This window comes from Cupriavidus sp. GW822-FHT02D05 (genome assembly GCF_058802485.1).
Window position 1 is genome coordinate 214,357 of record NZ_JBXAOE010000001.1, and the last position, 13,081, is coordinate 227,437.

At 66.4% G+C, this 13,081-nt stretch carries 13 protein-coding genes; 5 read left to right on the top strand and 8 right to left on the bottom strand.

The genetic code is table 11. From position 1 onward, the window contains the following. Window positions 1-23: 23 nt before the first annotated feature. Window positions 24-884 carry a LysR family transcriptional regulator gene (locus AC1RQK_RS00985; RefSeq protein WP_043354809.1) on the bottom strand — a complete coding sequence of 287 codons (861 nt, stop codon included), beginning with the start codon at window positions 882-884 and terminating at the stop codon, window positions 24-26. Window positions 885-1,073: 189 nt separating this feature from the next. Here AC1RQK_RS00985 and mdtD point away from each other — a divergent pair, with 189 nt between their 5' ends. After that, window positions 1,074-2,468: a multidrug transporter subunit MdtD gene (gene mdtD, locus AC1RQK_RS00990; RefSeq protein ID WP_492807186.1), complete on the top strand. Its 1,395-nt coding sequence runs from the start codon at window positions 1,074-1,076 to the stop codon at window positions 2,466-2,468. A 47-nt stretch (window positions 2,469-2,515) separates the two neighbouring features. On the opposite strand, the gene AC1RQK_RS00995 is transcribed toward mdtD, so the two are convergent. The 4 genes from AC1RQK_RS00995 to AC1RQK_RS01010 all read right to left on the bottom strand — a co-directional run bounded on the left by AC1RQK_RS00995 (window position 2,516) and on the right by AC1RQK_RS01010 (window position 6,167). After that, window positions 2,516-2,926 carry a hypothetical protein gene (locus tag AC1RQK_RS00995; protein ID WP_492807482.1) on the bottom strand — a complete coding sequence of 137 codons (411 nt, stop codon included), beginning with the start codon at window positions 2,924-2,926 and terminating at the stop codon, window positions 2,516-2,518. A gap of 72 nt (window positions 2,927-2,998) precedes the next feature. Further along, window positions 2,999-3,685: an alpha/beta hydrolase gene (locus AC1RQK_RS01000; RefSeq protein WP_150989309.1), complete on the bottom strand. Its 687-nt coding sequence runs from the start codon at window positions 3,683-3,685 to the stop codon at window positions 2,999-3,001. 257 nt (window positions 3,686-3,942) lie between these two features. Next, on the bottom strand, window positions 3,943-4,230 hold the full coding sequence (locus AC1RQK_RS01005; RefSeq protein ID WP_253929278.1) for a hypothetical protein: 288 nt from the start codon (window positions 4,228-4,230) through the stop codon (window positions 3,943-3,945). A 170-nt stretch (window positions 4,231-4,400) separates the two neighbouring features. Beyond that, entirely contained in the window at window positions 4,401-6,167 is a 1,767-nt protein-coding gene (locus AC1RQK_RS01010; protein WP_492807189.1) for an FAD-dependent oxidoreductase, read from the bottom strand. Between the two features lie 519 nt (window positions 6,168-6,686). Between AC1RQK_RS01010 and AC1RQK_RS01015 the strand changes: the two genes are divergently transcribed. Next, entirely contained in the window at window positions 6,687-7,103 is a 417-nt protein-coding gene (locus tag AC1RQK_RS01015) for a hypothetical protein (RefSeq protein WP_416052389.1), read from the top strand. A gap of 345 nt (window positions 7,104-7,448) precedes the next feature. Here AC1RQK_RS01015 and AC1RQK_RS01020 read toward each other — a convergent pair whose 3' ends face one another. Beyond that, window positions 7,449-8,345, bottom strand: a complete 897-nt coding sequence (locus tag AC1RQK_RS01020; RefSeq protein ID WP_492807191.1) for a DMT family transporter — start codon at window positions 8,343-8,345, stop codon at window positions 7,449-7,451. An 82-nt stretch (window positions 8,346-8,427) separates the two neighbouring features. On the opposite strand from AC1RQK_RS01020, the gene pdxR reads away from it, so the two are divergent. Continuing rightward, window positions 8,428-9,873 carry a MocR-like pyridoxine biosynthesis transcription factor PdxR gene (gene pdxR / locus AC1RQK_RS01025; RefSeq protein ID WP_492807193.1) on the top strand — a complete coding sequence of 482 codons (1,446 nt, stop codon included), beginning with the start codon at window positions 8,428-8,430 and terminating at the stop codon, window positions 9,871-9,873. 101 nt (window positions 9,874-9,974) lie between these two features. Here the strand turns inward: pdxR and AC1RQK_RS01030 are convergent, their stop codons facing one another. Continuing rightward, the gene (locus tag AC1RQK_RS01030) at window positions 9,975-11,042 is read right to left on the bottom strand and encodes a GNAT family N-acetyltransferase (RefSeq protein WP_492807195.1); all 1,068 of its coding nucleotides are present in this window, start codon (window positions 11,040-11,042) and stop codon (window positions 9,975-9,977) included. A 93-nt stretch (window positions 11,043-11,135) separates the two neighbouring features. Then, window positions 11,136-11,573, bottom strand: coding sequence for a helix-turn-helix domain-containing protein (locus AC1RQK_RS01035; protein WP_492807197.1), 438 nt, complete (start codon window positions 11,571-11,573; stop codon window positions 11,136-11,138). A gap of 73 nt (window positions 11,574-11,646) precedes the next feature. Here AC1RQK_RS01035 and AC1RQK_RS01040 point away from each other — a divergent pair, with 73 nt between their 5' ends. Together AC1RQK_RS01040 and AC1RQK_RS01045 are read left to right on the top strand one after the other, a co-directional pair. Then, window positions 11,647-12,528, top strand: coding sequence for a class I SAM-dependent methyltransferase (locus AC1RQK_RS01040; protein WP_492807199.1), 882 nt, complete (start codon window positions 11,647-11,649; stop codon window positions 12,526-12,528). Next, window positions 12,521-13,042 (top strand): DUF2938 domain-containing protein, encoded by a 522-nt coding sequence (locus AC1RQK_RS01045; protein ID WP_492807201.1) that lies wholly within the window; start codon window positions 12,521-12,523, stop codon window positions 13,040-13,042. Before AC1RQK_RS01040 ends, AC1RQK_RS01045 begins: the two co-directional genes overlap by 8 nt. Window positions 13,043-13,081: the final 39 nt, after the last annotated feature.

The window sequence follows — 13,081 nt, forward strand, 5'->3', positions numbered from 1 at the left end:
GCGGTCCAATGCGCCGGGGCCGGCTACTCGTCCAGCCAGGACCCGCGCAGATCGCTCTTTTGCAGCAGTTGCAGCAAGGTTTCGGCGGGCCGGCTCAGGCGGCCCGCGCGCAGCGAGATGAACTCCACCTCCGGCAGCGCCGGCAGGCTGTCGCCGTTGACCAGCGGCGACAGCCCGCGCCCGGACAGGTATTGCGCGCGCACGGTAATGCCCAGCCCGCCGCGCGCGGCGGCGATGCAGCCCGAGTGACTGCTGCTGGTGCAGACGATCTGCCAGCGCATCCCGGCCTTGGCCAGCGTATCGAGCACGATGGCGCGCGTGACACTGGGCTCGGGCACCAGGATCAGCGGCAGCGGCTGGCGCAGGTCCGCCACCGTGCCGGGCCGGGCTAGCCACTCCAGCTTGCCCCTGAACAACGGAGACCCGCGCCGGTCGCCTTCGCGGCGCTTGCCGATCATCAGGTCCAGCGCGCCGGCATCCATCAGCTCGTAGAGCTTGCCGGTCATGCCGATGGTGATTTCCAGCTCCACATCCGGATGCGAGTTGCGAAACGCCGCTAGCACATTGGGCAGGGGGCCCAGCGCGAGGTCATCGGAAGTACCCAGGCGCACGCGGCCCTGCAGGCGCGGCGCATTGAACTGGGACTCCGCGCGCGCAATGGCATCCAGGATCAGCCGCGCGTGCGCCAGCAGCGCCTCGCCGTCGGCGGTCATGGTCAGGGTGTGGGTATCGCGAACAAAGAGCCGGCGCCCGACGTGCTGTTCCAGGCGCCGGACGTGGTCGCTGACGCTGGATTGGGACAGGCCGAGCTGGCGCCCCGCGTCGGTAAAACTGTGCGCGGCGGCTACGGTGGCGAAGGTCTTGATCCAGACAGGATTGAGCATGCCGCATTGTCATCGGATTTTCCGATGACAGTCAATATACCTAGCGGGGTTCCCGATTGGCATGGCCGGTATTAACATCGGCAGCATTCCTGGCACTGGTTTTGCCCCGATCGCTTCTTCGACGGTCCACTCCAGATGCCGCGCCGGTCATTGCCCCTGATTGCCGGCACTTGCCTCGAGACGTACCAGATGACCAGCCAAACCTCGCAAAAGGCCATGTTGTGGATCGTCGCAGCGGGCTTTTTCATGCAAACGCTCGACACCACCATTGTCAACACCGCGTTGCCCGCGATGGCGCGCAGCCTCAACGAAAGCCCCCTCGACATGAAGCCCGTGGTAGTGGCCTACACGCTGACCATGGCCATGCTCACGCCGGCCTCGGGCTGGTTGGCCGACCGCTTCGGCACCCGTCGCGTGTACTTCGCCGCGATCCTGATCTTTGTGCTGGGCTCGCTGTTCTGCGCGGGTGCGCAGAGCCTGGACCAGCTCGTGATTGCCCGCGTGATCCAGGGCGTGGGCGGCTCCATGCTGCTGCCAATCGGCCGGCTGGCGGTGCTGCGCAGCGTCTCCGGCGAGCATTACATCGCGGCGCTGGCCTTTGTCTCGGTGGCGGGGCAGGTCGGGCCGATCTTTGGCCCGGTGCTGGGCGGCTGGATCGTGCAGTCGGTGGCCTGGCACTGGATCTTCCTGATCAATGTGCCCGTGGGCGCCATCGGGATGCTGGCGGTCTTGCGCTACCTGCCCGACCACACCATTGGCCGTGCGCCACCGTTCGACTTTGTTGGCTGCGGCCTGTTGTCGCTTTGCATGGTGGCGTTCTCGCTGGCGCTGGACACCCCGCGCGAGGCAAGCCACGCGGCATGGAGCGGCAGCCTGTTCGCGCTGAGCCTGCTGTCCGCGCTGCTTTACATCCCGCATGCGCGGCGCCGTCAAAGTCCGCTGTTCCGGCTGGCGCTATTTCGCGAGCCCAATTTCAGCGTGGGCCTGGCCGGCAACCTGGTGTGCCGCATCGGCTCGGGTGCGGTACCGTTCCTGATGCCATTGCTGCTGCAGTTGCAGATGGGATATTCCCCGTTGCATTCGGGGCTGATGCTGCTGCCGGCCGCACTGGCCGGCGTGGTTGCCAAACGCTGGATCGTGCCGCTGGTCAAGCGCTTTGGCTATGACAACTTCCTGCTGGTCAACACGGTATTGGTAGGTGGCTCGATCGCCTCGTTCGCAGCGATTGCGCCGGGATGGCCCGTGGGCCTTGCCATTGCGCAGCTCGCTTTGTTCGGGGCCACCAACTCCATGCAGTTTGCTGCCATGAACAGCGTGACGCTCAAGGGTTTGAGCGTGGAAGACGCGGGCAGCGGCAACAGCCTGTTCTCGATGGTGCAGATGCTGGCAATCGGCCTCGGGGTCACCATCGGCGGCGGGCTGGTCAGCATGTTCACAGCCCAGCTGGGCGTGGCCGGCACAGCTTACCGGCTGGCGTTCTTCACCGTGGGCATGATCACGCTGCTATCGGCGCTGGTGTTCCGCCAGCTCGATGCCGAGCAGTTCGACAAGAGCCGCGGCCCGGCCAGCGTAGCCAGTCGCTGATGCCCCATGGCGGGACGCGGCGCATCGCGCGCCGGCTTGCCCCGTCATCACTCAGTCACGCCGTTCTCATGCAGCAGCCGCTCGCACTCATCGAGCAGGTCGTGCGCAAAGGCCGACTGGTAATTGGGGTCCAGCGCTTCCATCATTTCGTGGGCGGTGTACAGCCCGGCCTCGCGCGAGAGCGTGCCGGCGAGCTGGCGCGCGAACTGATCGCTCAGTTGCGACAGCAAGCGCCGCTCGGCCAGCGCCAGTTGCAGCTTGGAGCGCGACAGCCACAGGCTCGCCAGGGTGGCGCCCTGGGCATCGGTCATCCATTGGCGGTGCTCGTAGAATGCCGACAAGCGCTCGGCGGCGAGCGCAAACAGCAAGGCCTTGCGGGTATTGAAGTCGAGCTTGAGTGCGGGCGCTGGCGTGGGGGCGGAAGCGGAAGCAGAAGCGTCGGGGGAAGAGGTTTTCATCATGACTTGCAAATCGTGCGGTGGGGCGCGAGCCTACCACGCTATCCGGTGCCGGGGCGGCGTGCGTGCGGGTCAGGATTTCCCGGCCGCCGCGAAGCGCGCATTCAGCCAGGCGCCGATCGCCTTGATCTCTTCCATGCAGACCGAGTGAGACATGCGGTAGGTGTGCCATTCCACCTTGCAACCGAGTTTTTCCACGGTCTCGCGCGCCAGCAGGCCGAGCTGCACGGCCACCACATCGTCCTCGCTGCCGTGTCCGGCAAAGATCGGCGTGGCGCGGTTGGCTTCGCTGAACTCGGCGGCAAGCATTGCCGGCGCGGGGATATAGGTGGAAAGGGCAATGATGCCGCCCAGCGCTTCGGGATGCGTCAGGGCTGTGGTATAGGCCACGGCCCCGCCTTGCGAGAACCCCGCCAGCACCACGCGGTGGCTGGGCACACCGCGCTGGTTCTCGCGCGCGATCAGGGCGCGGATGGCATCGCGGGAGACCCGGATGCCGGCCTCGTCCGCATGGCGGCGGGCGTCATCGAGCGACTGGATGTCGTACCAGGCCGGCATGACGTAGCCGCCGTTGCAGGTAACCGGGATGGCCGGCGCATTGGGAAACACGAAACGCACGCCGGGCGCGGACGCCAGGCCCAGCTCCGGCACCACGGGCACGAAATCGCTGCCGTCGGCGCCGAGCCCGTGCATCCAGATGACCGACCACGTGGGTGACGGCGCGGTTTCGATTTCAATGGCTGGCAGCAGTGCGCTCATTTCGATGTTCCTTGTTCCCGGATCCTGATCGGGCCCCCTTGCCGGCACGGCGAGCGCGCTGGGCGCCACTGCCCGGTGCGGGGCAATGTGTCTGTGCGGATGGCATGGGGGTGGCCGCGTGAGGCGGCAAGTATCGCACAGCGCCGGCGCGGTGCCGGCGGCTGGGCAATCGGGAACGCTTCAGCAAGCGCCGCGTGTCATGCGAGCGGATGGCCGCGGCGGCTTCAAGCCGCGCGGCATGGCCTGACGGCAAACCGTCAGGCTGCTGAAGGTACGGTAGGCACCGTGATGAGGCCGGGCGCGGAGCGGGGCGCTTGCGCATGCTCCGCGGCAACGGGTGCGCGCCGCTTGTCCACGACGCTCTCGACGCCAGAGGCGGTCACCTCCTCCAGGAAGGCGACCAGGTCGCGGTAGTAGTCGACCTGCATCTGTGCCTCCAGCAGACGACGCTCGGCTTGGAATAAGGTAAGCCGCATTTGCTGCAATTCCCTTGCTGCGATTTTCTCCGGGGTGGGCGGACTAAACATGTCTGCAAGCGAACGCATGGCAACCTCCCGCTATCGACGGCTTCGAATTGAAGCTCCTGCCATGCAACCAATATAGTAAATAAAAGCGCATTTCAGGCCCTGTCGCGCGCCGTCCACACGGTCGATTGCCGGCGTGCAACGGCAGGAGTAAATTCATCGTCCGGTGTTTGCAAGGTGCCCGGCAGCGCTTACATGGCAAGCGTTCCCGGCTCCGGCTGTTTCATTTTTTCCAGGTAGCCGTGGATCTGCGCGACCACCGCCGCGCCTTCGCCCACGGCCGCCGCAACCCGCTTGGTGGAACCCGAGCGCACGTCCCCGATTGCAAAAATGCCTGGCACACTGGTCTCCAGCGTGGATGCCGGCATGGTGCCTTCATGCGCCGTGTCTGTGCCGGTCAGCACGAATCCCTTCGCGTCCACGCGCACATTGCAGCTGGCGAGCCATCCCGTATTGGGGTCGGCACCAGTAAACAGGAACAGATGCCGGACCGGCACCTCGGTCACGCGATCGCTGTCGCGCGAGCGATAGCCGATGGTGGCCAGGCGTTCTTCCCCGCCCAGGGCGACGATCTCCGTGCCGGTATGCAGTTCGATATTGGGCTGGGCCGCGATGCGCTCGATCAGGTAGCGCGACATGCTGGCCTCCAGCCCTGATGCCCGGATGAGAATGTGCACGCGCTTGGCGTGCGCGGCCAGGAACACTGCGGCCTGCCCTGCGGAATTGCCGCCGCCCACCAGCACGACCTCTTCGCCGTTGCACAGGCGGGCTTCCACCGGGGAGGCCCAGTAGTAGACGCCGCGTCCTTCGTAGCGATCGAGTTCCGCGATGGCGGGGTGGCGATAAGCCGCACCGCTGGCAATGACCACGGTCCGGGCCGCAATCTTGCGGCCATCGCTCAGCTCGATGCGCTGCGGATGCTCGCCGCAATGCAGCGCGCTCACCTGCAAGGGGATGGCAAGGTGCGCGCCGAACTTTTGGGCTTGCACAAAGGCCCGGCCGGCCAATGCTTGCCCGGAAATACCCGTGGGGAAGCCCAGGTAGTTCTCGATGCGCGAGCTGGCGCCGGCCTGGCCACCTGGCGCAAGGCTGTCGAACACCGCAACACACAGGCCTTCGGAAGCGGCATACACCGCGGTGGCGAGACCCGCCGGACCGGCACCCACCACGATCACATCGTAGATATAGTCCGGGTCGAATTCGGGCAGCAGGCCCAGGCAGGTGGCAAGCTGGCCCGCGTCCGGACATCGCAGCACCGCGCCGCCGGGGCAGATCACCAGCGGAAAGTCGCCGGGCGCGGCGGCGGTGAAATCGAGCAGGGCGCACGCATCGGGATCGGTATCCGCGTCGACCACGGTGTGGGGATAGCCGTTGCGCCGCAGGAACGCCTGCAGATGCAGCAGGCGCGCGTCGCTGCCGCGGCCCAGCAGCGTCGGGCCATTGCCGCGCTCGATCAGGCCAACGCGGCGCAGGATCAGCGCACGCATGATCCGCTCGCCCAGATCGGCTTCCGCGACCATCAGCGCGCGCAGCCGATCGGGTGGAATCGAGATGGCCTCGATGTCCTCCAGCGCCAGGCCGTCGACTAGCGCGGGCTTGCCCGATAGCTGCCCCACCTCGGCAAGGAAGTTGCCCGGCCCGTGCTCGCCGACCACCGACGCACGGTCGCGCGCGTCGCGCTGCAAGACGCGCACGCGGCCCCGCAATACAACCACCATGCCGTGGGCAGGGTCGCCGGTGCGAAACAGGTATTCATTGGCGCGCCACTGCCGCAGTGTGCCGAAATGCTGGAGCCGCACGATCTCGGCGGCGGTAAGCAGGGGCCACATCTGGTGGCGGCGCGACTCCATCGGGGAGAACGCCGCGGTGGCTGCCTCCTGCTCGATGGCCAGGCCCGCCGCAACAATGGCTTGCGGGCCAGGGGGTTCCAGGCTTCCGATAGCGGTGTCTGCGCTCATGGCTGTAAGGCCTCCCGGTGGCACCGCGCGGGCGCCGGTGCGGATGAGTCGAGTGCTGCTGATGCGTGCGCGGGGATGCCCGGGCATGGCCCGGAGAGTTTGCTCGCGATGCCGCGATGCGGCAATCCCTCGTTGTCCGCGCACCCCAAAAGCGTAGTACACGCGGGGCATCAAAGGGCTATAGCGCCAAATAGTGACTCATGAACACCTTCTTTGGTTTGTGCTGCTTATGCCATTGGTGGATATCGTAAGTACAACCTAGTAAAAACCCTTGACTATCTACTTACAGGTAGATAAGATGTGTTCCATGGATGCCGCAGCAAGGTAACGCCAAGCAGACAAGGCCCAGCCAGCCGGTTTCCAATGCAGCAAATGAGGAACAAAGACGAAAGTCATTTTTTTTGCTCCGCTTCTCTACCTAGTGATAGGTAAGAAGGCAGAAAAAACGACGAACCAGCTAAAACCCGGTCCCCGCGGCCAAAGCAGACCCCCGGACCCATGCTTCGATTGGAGAACATCATGAACACCAAGCTTTTTGCCAAGTCCCTGCTCACCGCCGCCACCCTCGCCGCAGCGTTCGCTGCTGGCCATGCCCAGGCCGCCGCAACCGTTACCGCCGACAAGTACGGCTATGAATACCGCACCCGCGACGTCTACAGCGACGGCGCCCGCAGCGGCAAGTTCGATACCTTCACCGAAGGCGCACGCGCCGGCAAGGCCGATCCGTTCACCGATGGTGCCCGCGTTGGCAAGACCGACCCGTACACGGATGGTTTCCGTACCGTCGCAGGCCTGGATCGCAGCGGTGTGTCGTCTGAACCCAGCCGCAAGTTCGACCCGTACACCGATGGCGCCCGCAATGACAAGCGCAACCCGTACTTCGACGGTGCCCGCAGCGGCGCACGTGACGTGTACACCGACGGCGCAAGGGCCTGAGTCAAAACCGGTACCTCTCAGGTCTCGATGACCGAAGTGCCAGACTGCATGCATCACCCCGCGGCGTCACCGTAACGACGCGCGGATACCAGGAGCGCATCATGAACCGTTGGCAGAGTTTCCGGATGTTGGCAGGCTGGGCGCTGGTTTGCGTTGCCAGCGGCTCCATGGCCACCGTAGTGGCACAGGCACTGCCGGCCTGAGGGTTCCCCGGGATCCACAGCATCCGTGGTAAAGAAGGCATATCGCAGCGTCCCCACGCTGCCTGCGAATCGGCGCGCCCACTGTGGCGCGCCGAAGCTTTTTCCAGTCCCCCGTGAATCCAGTCCGCATCCCTGCGCCTTGCTAGCTTGCCAGGCGCTTGCTCCATCCGCGCACAACGCCCGTTGTCAGGGCGGTGCCGGCCAGGATCACGGCGCAGCCCAGCAGCATCGAAGGGGAGATGCGCTCTCCCAGGAACAGCACACCCCACAACACACCGAAGGCCGGGATCAGGAATAGCGCGGTCATTGCCCGCGCGGGTCCCGCCTTGGCGATCAAGCGAAAGAAGAGCACATAGGCCAGCGCGGTGCAGGCGGCGGTCAACGCGCCCAGTGCCAGCCACGCGTGCGCGCTTGGCTGCGTGGTGGGCCACAGCCAGGCTGCAGGCGCGCACAGCAGCAGAGCCGATGCGAGCTGGCTGCCCGCGGCCACCGTCAGCGGCGGCACGTCCGCGAGGTACTTGCGGGTGAAGTTGGCGGAGAAGCCATAGAGCAGGGTAGCGGCCAGGCAGACCAGCGCAGCCAGGCCGGCGGCCTTGCCCGCGGCGCCGTGCTGCAGTCCGGCCTTATCCCACACTAGCCACAGCACGCCGGCGAAGCCCAGGGCCAGCCCGCCTATGCGCGGCGCTTCCAGGCTTTCACGCAGCCACAGCCAGCCGATGAGCGCGGTAAACAGGGGCGTGGCCGCGGTGAACATGGCGGAAAGCCCGGCGGGAATGGTCAGCGCGGCAAAGCTGAACAGCACGAAGGGCAGCGCGGAATTCGTGATCCCTACCACGGCGATCGCCCACCAGCGGCGGCGCAGGCCGGCCAGCCCGCCGCGCCAGGCCAGCAGCGGGAGCAGCAGCAGGGCCGCGCCACCGGCGCGCGCGCCTGCCAGCGGCACGGCGCCGAACTCACCCGCACCCAGACGGATAAACAGGTAGGAGGCGCCCCACAGGGCGGCCAGAGACAGCAACATCGAAAGCTCGGAACGTTTCATTTCCAGGCACCTCATGGGGGATGACAGGGTCAGGATAAGACGGCAAACTGGTACTGGAAAAGAGCCAGAAATTAGGAAATTTATGGATCCAGAATTCGCCTTCCCGATCCGCTTGCCGGTACCCGGCTCGCGCCATTTGCTGCGCAGCCTGCACGGCCAGCTTAAGGAGGCAATCCTGGACGGGCGCCTGCGCCCCGGCTTGCGCCTGCCTGCTACGCGCGCGCTGGCCCAGGCCTGTGGGGTGTCGCGCAACACCGTCGTGGCCGCCTACGACTTGCTGCTGAGCGAGGGCTACGTGGTGGTGCGCGATCGTGGCGGCACCTATGTGGCGGGGCTGCTGGCGCCCACGCGCGAGCCAGCCCCGCAGCCCGGCGCGCCCGAGGCTGAGCGCCGGCTGGCCGCGTTCTGGCGCGCGCCGCCCTTGCCGCCTCGGGAAGCTTCACCCCTGGTGCCGCGCTTTGATTTTCGCGTAGGCGTGCCCAGCCTGTCGGCATTCCGGGCAGATCTGTGGGGGCGCCTGACGGCGCGCGCAATGCGGGCGATGACGCATGCGCCGGTGGCCTATGCCGACCCGCAGGGGCAGCCCGCGTTGCGCGAGGCCATTGCCAGCCACGTCTCGTTTGCGCGCGCGGTCGCCTGCCAGGCTGGCGACGTGGTGGTCACGGCGGGCGCGCAGCAGGCCTTCGACCTGCTGGCCCGCGTGCTGGTGACACCCGGGCGCACCGTGGTGGCGGTGGAGGACCCGGGCTACCCGCCGGCCCGTGCTGCCTTTGCCGCTGCCGGCGCCAGGATCGTGCCGGTGCCGGTGGACGCGCAAGGGCTGGTGGTGGAGCGGCTGCCTGCTGATGCGCGAGTGATCTACGTCACGCCATCGCACCAGTTTCCCCTCGGCCATGCCATGTCGGCGGCGCGGCGTGCGGCCTTGCTTGCGTTCGCGCAATCGCACGGCGCGGTCATCGTCGAAGACGATTACGATGGCGAGTTTCGCCACGGAGAGCGCCCGCTAGACGCCCTGCAGACCCTCGATCGCGCCGAATCCGTGTGCTACGTCGGGACCTTCTCCAAGAGCCTGTTTCCCACGCTGCGGCTGGGCTTCGTGGTGGCCCCACGGTGGGCCCGGCAGGCGCTCACGCTGGCCAAGCAGTGCAGCGACTGGCATTGCGCTGCCACCGCGCAGGACACGCTCGCCGCCTTCATCGCCGAAGGGCACCTGGCGCGCCACGTGCGCAAGATGCGCCGCCTCTATGGCGTGCGCCGCCAGCTGCTGCTGGATACCCTGCGCGCGGATTTCAGCGGCCGGTTCGATCCGGTGCCCTGCGCCGCCGGGCTGCATCTGGCCGCGCTATGCGTTGGCCATGCCGATCTCGAGCCGCTGGCGGAGCGCGCGAGAAAGCAGGGCATTGGGGTCTGGACCACGCAGGAGTACTACCTTGGCCCGCAGGATCGCGCGGGCTTGCTGTTTGGCTTCGGCGCGATCGACGAGGCGGGCATCGCGGCGGGGCTGAAGGCGCTGCGCAAGCTTTGGTGAGGGCCGGCGCGGTCAAGGCTCAATGCTCTCGGCGCATCTCCCTGCGCATTCGGTCTACGACGATGCCCTGGCACGGATTGTTTGCTCCGCGCCAAAATACCTCACCCGCAACGTGCCAGGTACGCTCCCAAAGCCGCTCTGCCAATCTGATACGTTGCTTCCTCGCGGTGCACCGCGAAGCCCAGCTGCCGGTTGATCGAGAGCATGGCAGCGTTGGCATTGGCGTTGTAGGTAGTGACCATCTGCACTTCCGGGTGGCGCTCTTGAACAAGCTTGAGCATGCGGGCCTTGACCGCCTTGGCCAATCCCTGACCACGCCAGGGCTGTGCGACTGCCGTCAGGTTCTGGTGAACCCGGTCCGCGAACCGTTGGTCCCAGTTGGCATCGCAAGCGGCGGCTACCTTGCCCTCGTCGCGCAGCAGCACCATGAAATGATCCCCGCCGCGCCTGTCCATATCCGCATACCAGGTCGGGTAGCTCGCTAGCTCATAGCGCAGACGGGGCCCGTCGAGGGTCCCGAGCGGTTGTTCGTTCAGCAGCGAAGTCAAGGGTTCCATTAAGGATTCGAGCCTAGCCATTGGCACGCGTCCCGCATGAATTTCCCACGACAGTTTCGAGCAGCGTAAGGCGGGGGGCTCGACCCATCGATCCAGCGCATCCCAGTCTACCTGGTCAAACAACAAGCGATTCTCAACATTGCGCAGCTTGCAATCAGCCCCGATCCGCGCCATGTACGCGTGGCCCTCGGGCAGGTGAACCTTGGTTGTCGCGATACGCTTGGCGCGCTGGTCCATGAAGTGCGCCAGTCCTTGGAGAAGGGCCCTGCCAACGCCCTGGCGCCGGTGATCGCGCAGCACCCCGCCCGAAATATCCACATAGTCGAGGTAATCCTCGCTCCCGGGTGACCCTTCGCGGCGACACGAAAGGGTCAGGATGCCAACCATTTCGCCATTGCGCAGGGCCAGCAATCGCTGGGTCTCGTGAATCGGGTGCTGCTGGCGCAGGACCTTCTCAGCTTCGTGGTCCGGCATGACCGGATCGTTGGGGAAGTCCTGACCAAACCGAAGCCGTCGAAACGCGTGAAACTGCTTCCATTGCGCTGGGCTTGCGGCTGCGGGGTCCAGGCGATGAAGTTCCACGGGAGCAGGGGTGGAGGAGAAATGGGGCATTGGCCGGAGTCTGCCTTTGAGACGATGAACTCGGTTCGCGAGCCTATCACAGCGAGGGAGGGGCCAGCCCGAAGGCCATGGAGATTCCAGGAACTACTTTCGCGGCGATCGCGGCGCCTTCTTCGGCGGCGCTCCAAGGGCGCCGGACGCGGCGGCCTGCACGATGCGGCGGAAGGTTGGGCATTCCATGTGGCTAGGCGCCGGGCAGGCGGCGGCGTGGCGCAGGCCGTCGCGCATGGCGCTGAGCTTCTTGATCGTCCTGTCCAGCTCATCCGCCTTGGCCGCGAGCATCTGCCGGTCGATACGCGGCTGCCCCTGCGGCGCGAACATGAGGGCAATTTCGTCGAGCGAGAAGCCGGCGGCGCGCCCCAGCGCGATCAGCGCCAGCCGTTCCAGCACGCCGGCATCGAACAGGCGGCGCAGCCCGCGCCTGCCAGTGGAGGCAATCAGCCCCTTTTCCTCATAGAACCGCAGCGTCGATGCGGGAACGCCGGACTGCTGCGCCACTTCGGCTATGTCTAGGCTTTTCACCCTCTTGACCTCAAGTCGACTTGAAGTGGCACAGTCTAGCTTCCGCTCCCTGGGGCAGCAAAGGAAAACGATCATGGACGTCACACAACAGGCCGAAAGCGAGCAGGCGGCGCTCTGGAGGGGCCGCTCCGGGCGCGCCTGGGTCGAGGCGCAGGCGCCGCTCGACCAGATGTTCAAGCCCTTCGAAGACCTGCTCGTCAAAGCGGTCCGTGGCGGCGCCGGGCACCGGGTGCTGGATGTGGGCTGCGGTACGGGCAGCACCACGCTCGCCGTAGCGCGGCGGCTCGGCGCGAAGGGCCATTGCACCGGCGCCGACATTTCGGATCCGATGATCGCCGCTGCGCGGGTGCGGGCCGAACGCGAAGACATCACCGCACGCTTCATCCGCGCCGACGTGCAGAAACATGACTTCGAGCCCGCAAGCTTCGATTTGATCATCTCGCGCTTCGGCGTCATGTTTTTCGACAACCCGGTCCTGGCCTTCAAGAACCTGCGCCACGCCGCACGGGACGGCGCAGATCTCTGCTTTATCGCGTGGCGCAGCGCCGCGGAAAATCCGTTCATGACGACGGCCGAGCGCGCCGCTGCGCCGCTGTTGCCGAGCATGCCCGCCCGCCGGCCAGGTGCGCCGGGACAGTTCTCCTTCGCGGAAGGGCATTGGGTCTCTTCCATGCTGGAGGAGAGCGGCTGGGCCGAGATCGACATCCGGCCGCTCAACGTGGAATGCACCTTCCCCGAGAACGAACTGGTCGGCTACCTGTCCCAACTCGGCCCCGTTGGCCTGATCCTGCAAGAGGCGGACGAGCGCACGCGCGTGCAGGTCATCGAAACGGTCCGCACCGCCTTCGATCCCTATGTGCACGGCGCTGAAGTTCGCTTCACTGCGGCCTGCTGGATGGTCAGCGCCCGAGCGCCGTTTGCGTCAGGCGCGCTGAAGGGTGCCACCCATGTCTGACGCAGTGGGCTACCCGATGTGCGCTTTCCTGATCGGGACGGGCGCGACCGTGGTGATGGACATCTGGGCCGCGGCTCGACAGTGGCTGCTCGGCATTCCTCCACTGAACTATGCCCTGGTAGGCCGCTGGCTCGCCCATCTGGCGCGAGGGCGCTTTCGCCACGATCCCATTGCCGCTTCGCCGCGCGTACGGGGCGAACGCCTGATTGGCTGGGTCGCCCATTATCTGATCGGCATCGCATTTGCGGCCGTGCTGCTCGCTTTCTGGGGCCACGGCTGGGTCCGTCATCCGACGCTCGGCCCCGCGCTGATCGTTGGCATTGGCAGCGTGGCGGCTCCCTTCTTTTTGATGCAGCCAGCCATGGGCGCCGGCGTCGCAGCAAGCCGCACGCCGCGTCCCGCCGCCGCGCGCTTCCATAGCCTCGTCACGCACGGGATATTCGGCCTGGGTCTTTATGCGGCGGGCCGGGTGACAAGCTGGCTGGACACGTTGCCATGGCCGAGCTTTTGGTAGCAGCGCCAAGCGCGTTCTTCCCGCAATGCCTACGCGCCC

Coding starts and splice junctions, on each gene's coding strand:
- AC1RQK_RS00985 (WP_043354809.1), bottom strand. CDS start 884: ATGCTCAATCCTGTCTGGATCAAGACCTTCGCCACCGTAGCCGCCGCG.
- mdtD (WP_492807186.1), top strand. CDS start 1,074: ATGACCAGCCAAACCTCGCAAAAGGCCATGTTGTGGATCGTCGCAGCG.
- AC1RQK_RS00995 (WP_492807482.1), bottom strand. CDS start 2,926: ATGAAAACCTCTTCCCCCGACGCTTCTGCTTCCGCTTCCGCCCCCACG.
- AC1RQK_RS01000 (WP_150989309.1), bottom strand. CDS start 3,685: ATGAGCGCACTGCTGCCAGCCATTGAAATCGAAACCGCGCCGTCACCC.
- AC1RQK_RS01005 (WP_253929278.1), bottom strand. CDS start 4,230: ATGCGTTCGCTTGCAGACATGTTTAGTCCGCCCACCCCGGAGAAAATC.
- AC1RQK_RS01010 (WP_492807189.1), bottom strand. CDS start 6,167: ATGAGCGCAGACACCGCTATCGGAAGCCTGGAACCCCCTGGCCCGCAA.
- AC1RQK_RS01015 (WP_416052389.1), top strand. CDS start 6,687: ATGAACACCAAGCTTTTTGCCAAGTCCCTGCTCACCGCCGCCACCCTC.
- AC1RQK_RS01020 (WP_492807191.1), bottom strand. CDS start 8,345: ATGAAACGTTCCGAGCTTTCGATGTTGCTGTCTCTGGCCGCCCTGTGG.
- pdxR (WP_492807193.1), top strand. CDS start 8,428: ATGGATCCAGAATTCGCCTTCCCGATCCGCTTGCCGGTACCCGGCTCG.
- AC1RQK_RS01030 (WP_492807195.1), bottom strand. CDS start 11,042: ATGCCCCATTTCTCCTCCACCCCTGCTCCCGTGGAACTTCATCGCCTG.
- AC1RQK_RS01040 (WP_492807199.1), top strand. CDS start 11,647: ATGGACGTCACACAACAGGCCGAAAGCGAGCAGGCGGCGCTCTGGAGG.
- AC1RQK_RS01045 (WP_492807201.1), top strand. CDS start 12,521: ATGTCTGACGCAGTGGGCTACCCGATGTGCGCTTTCCTGATCGGGACG.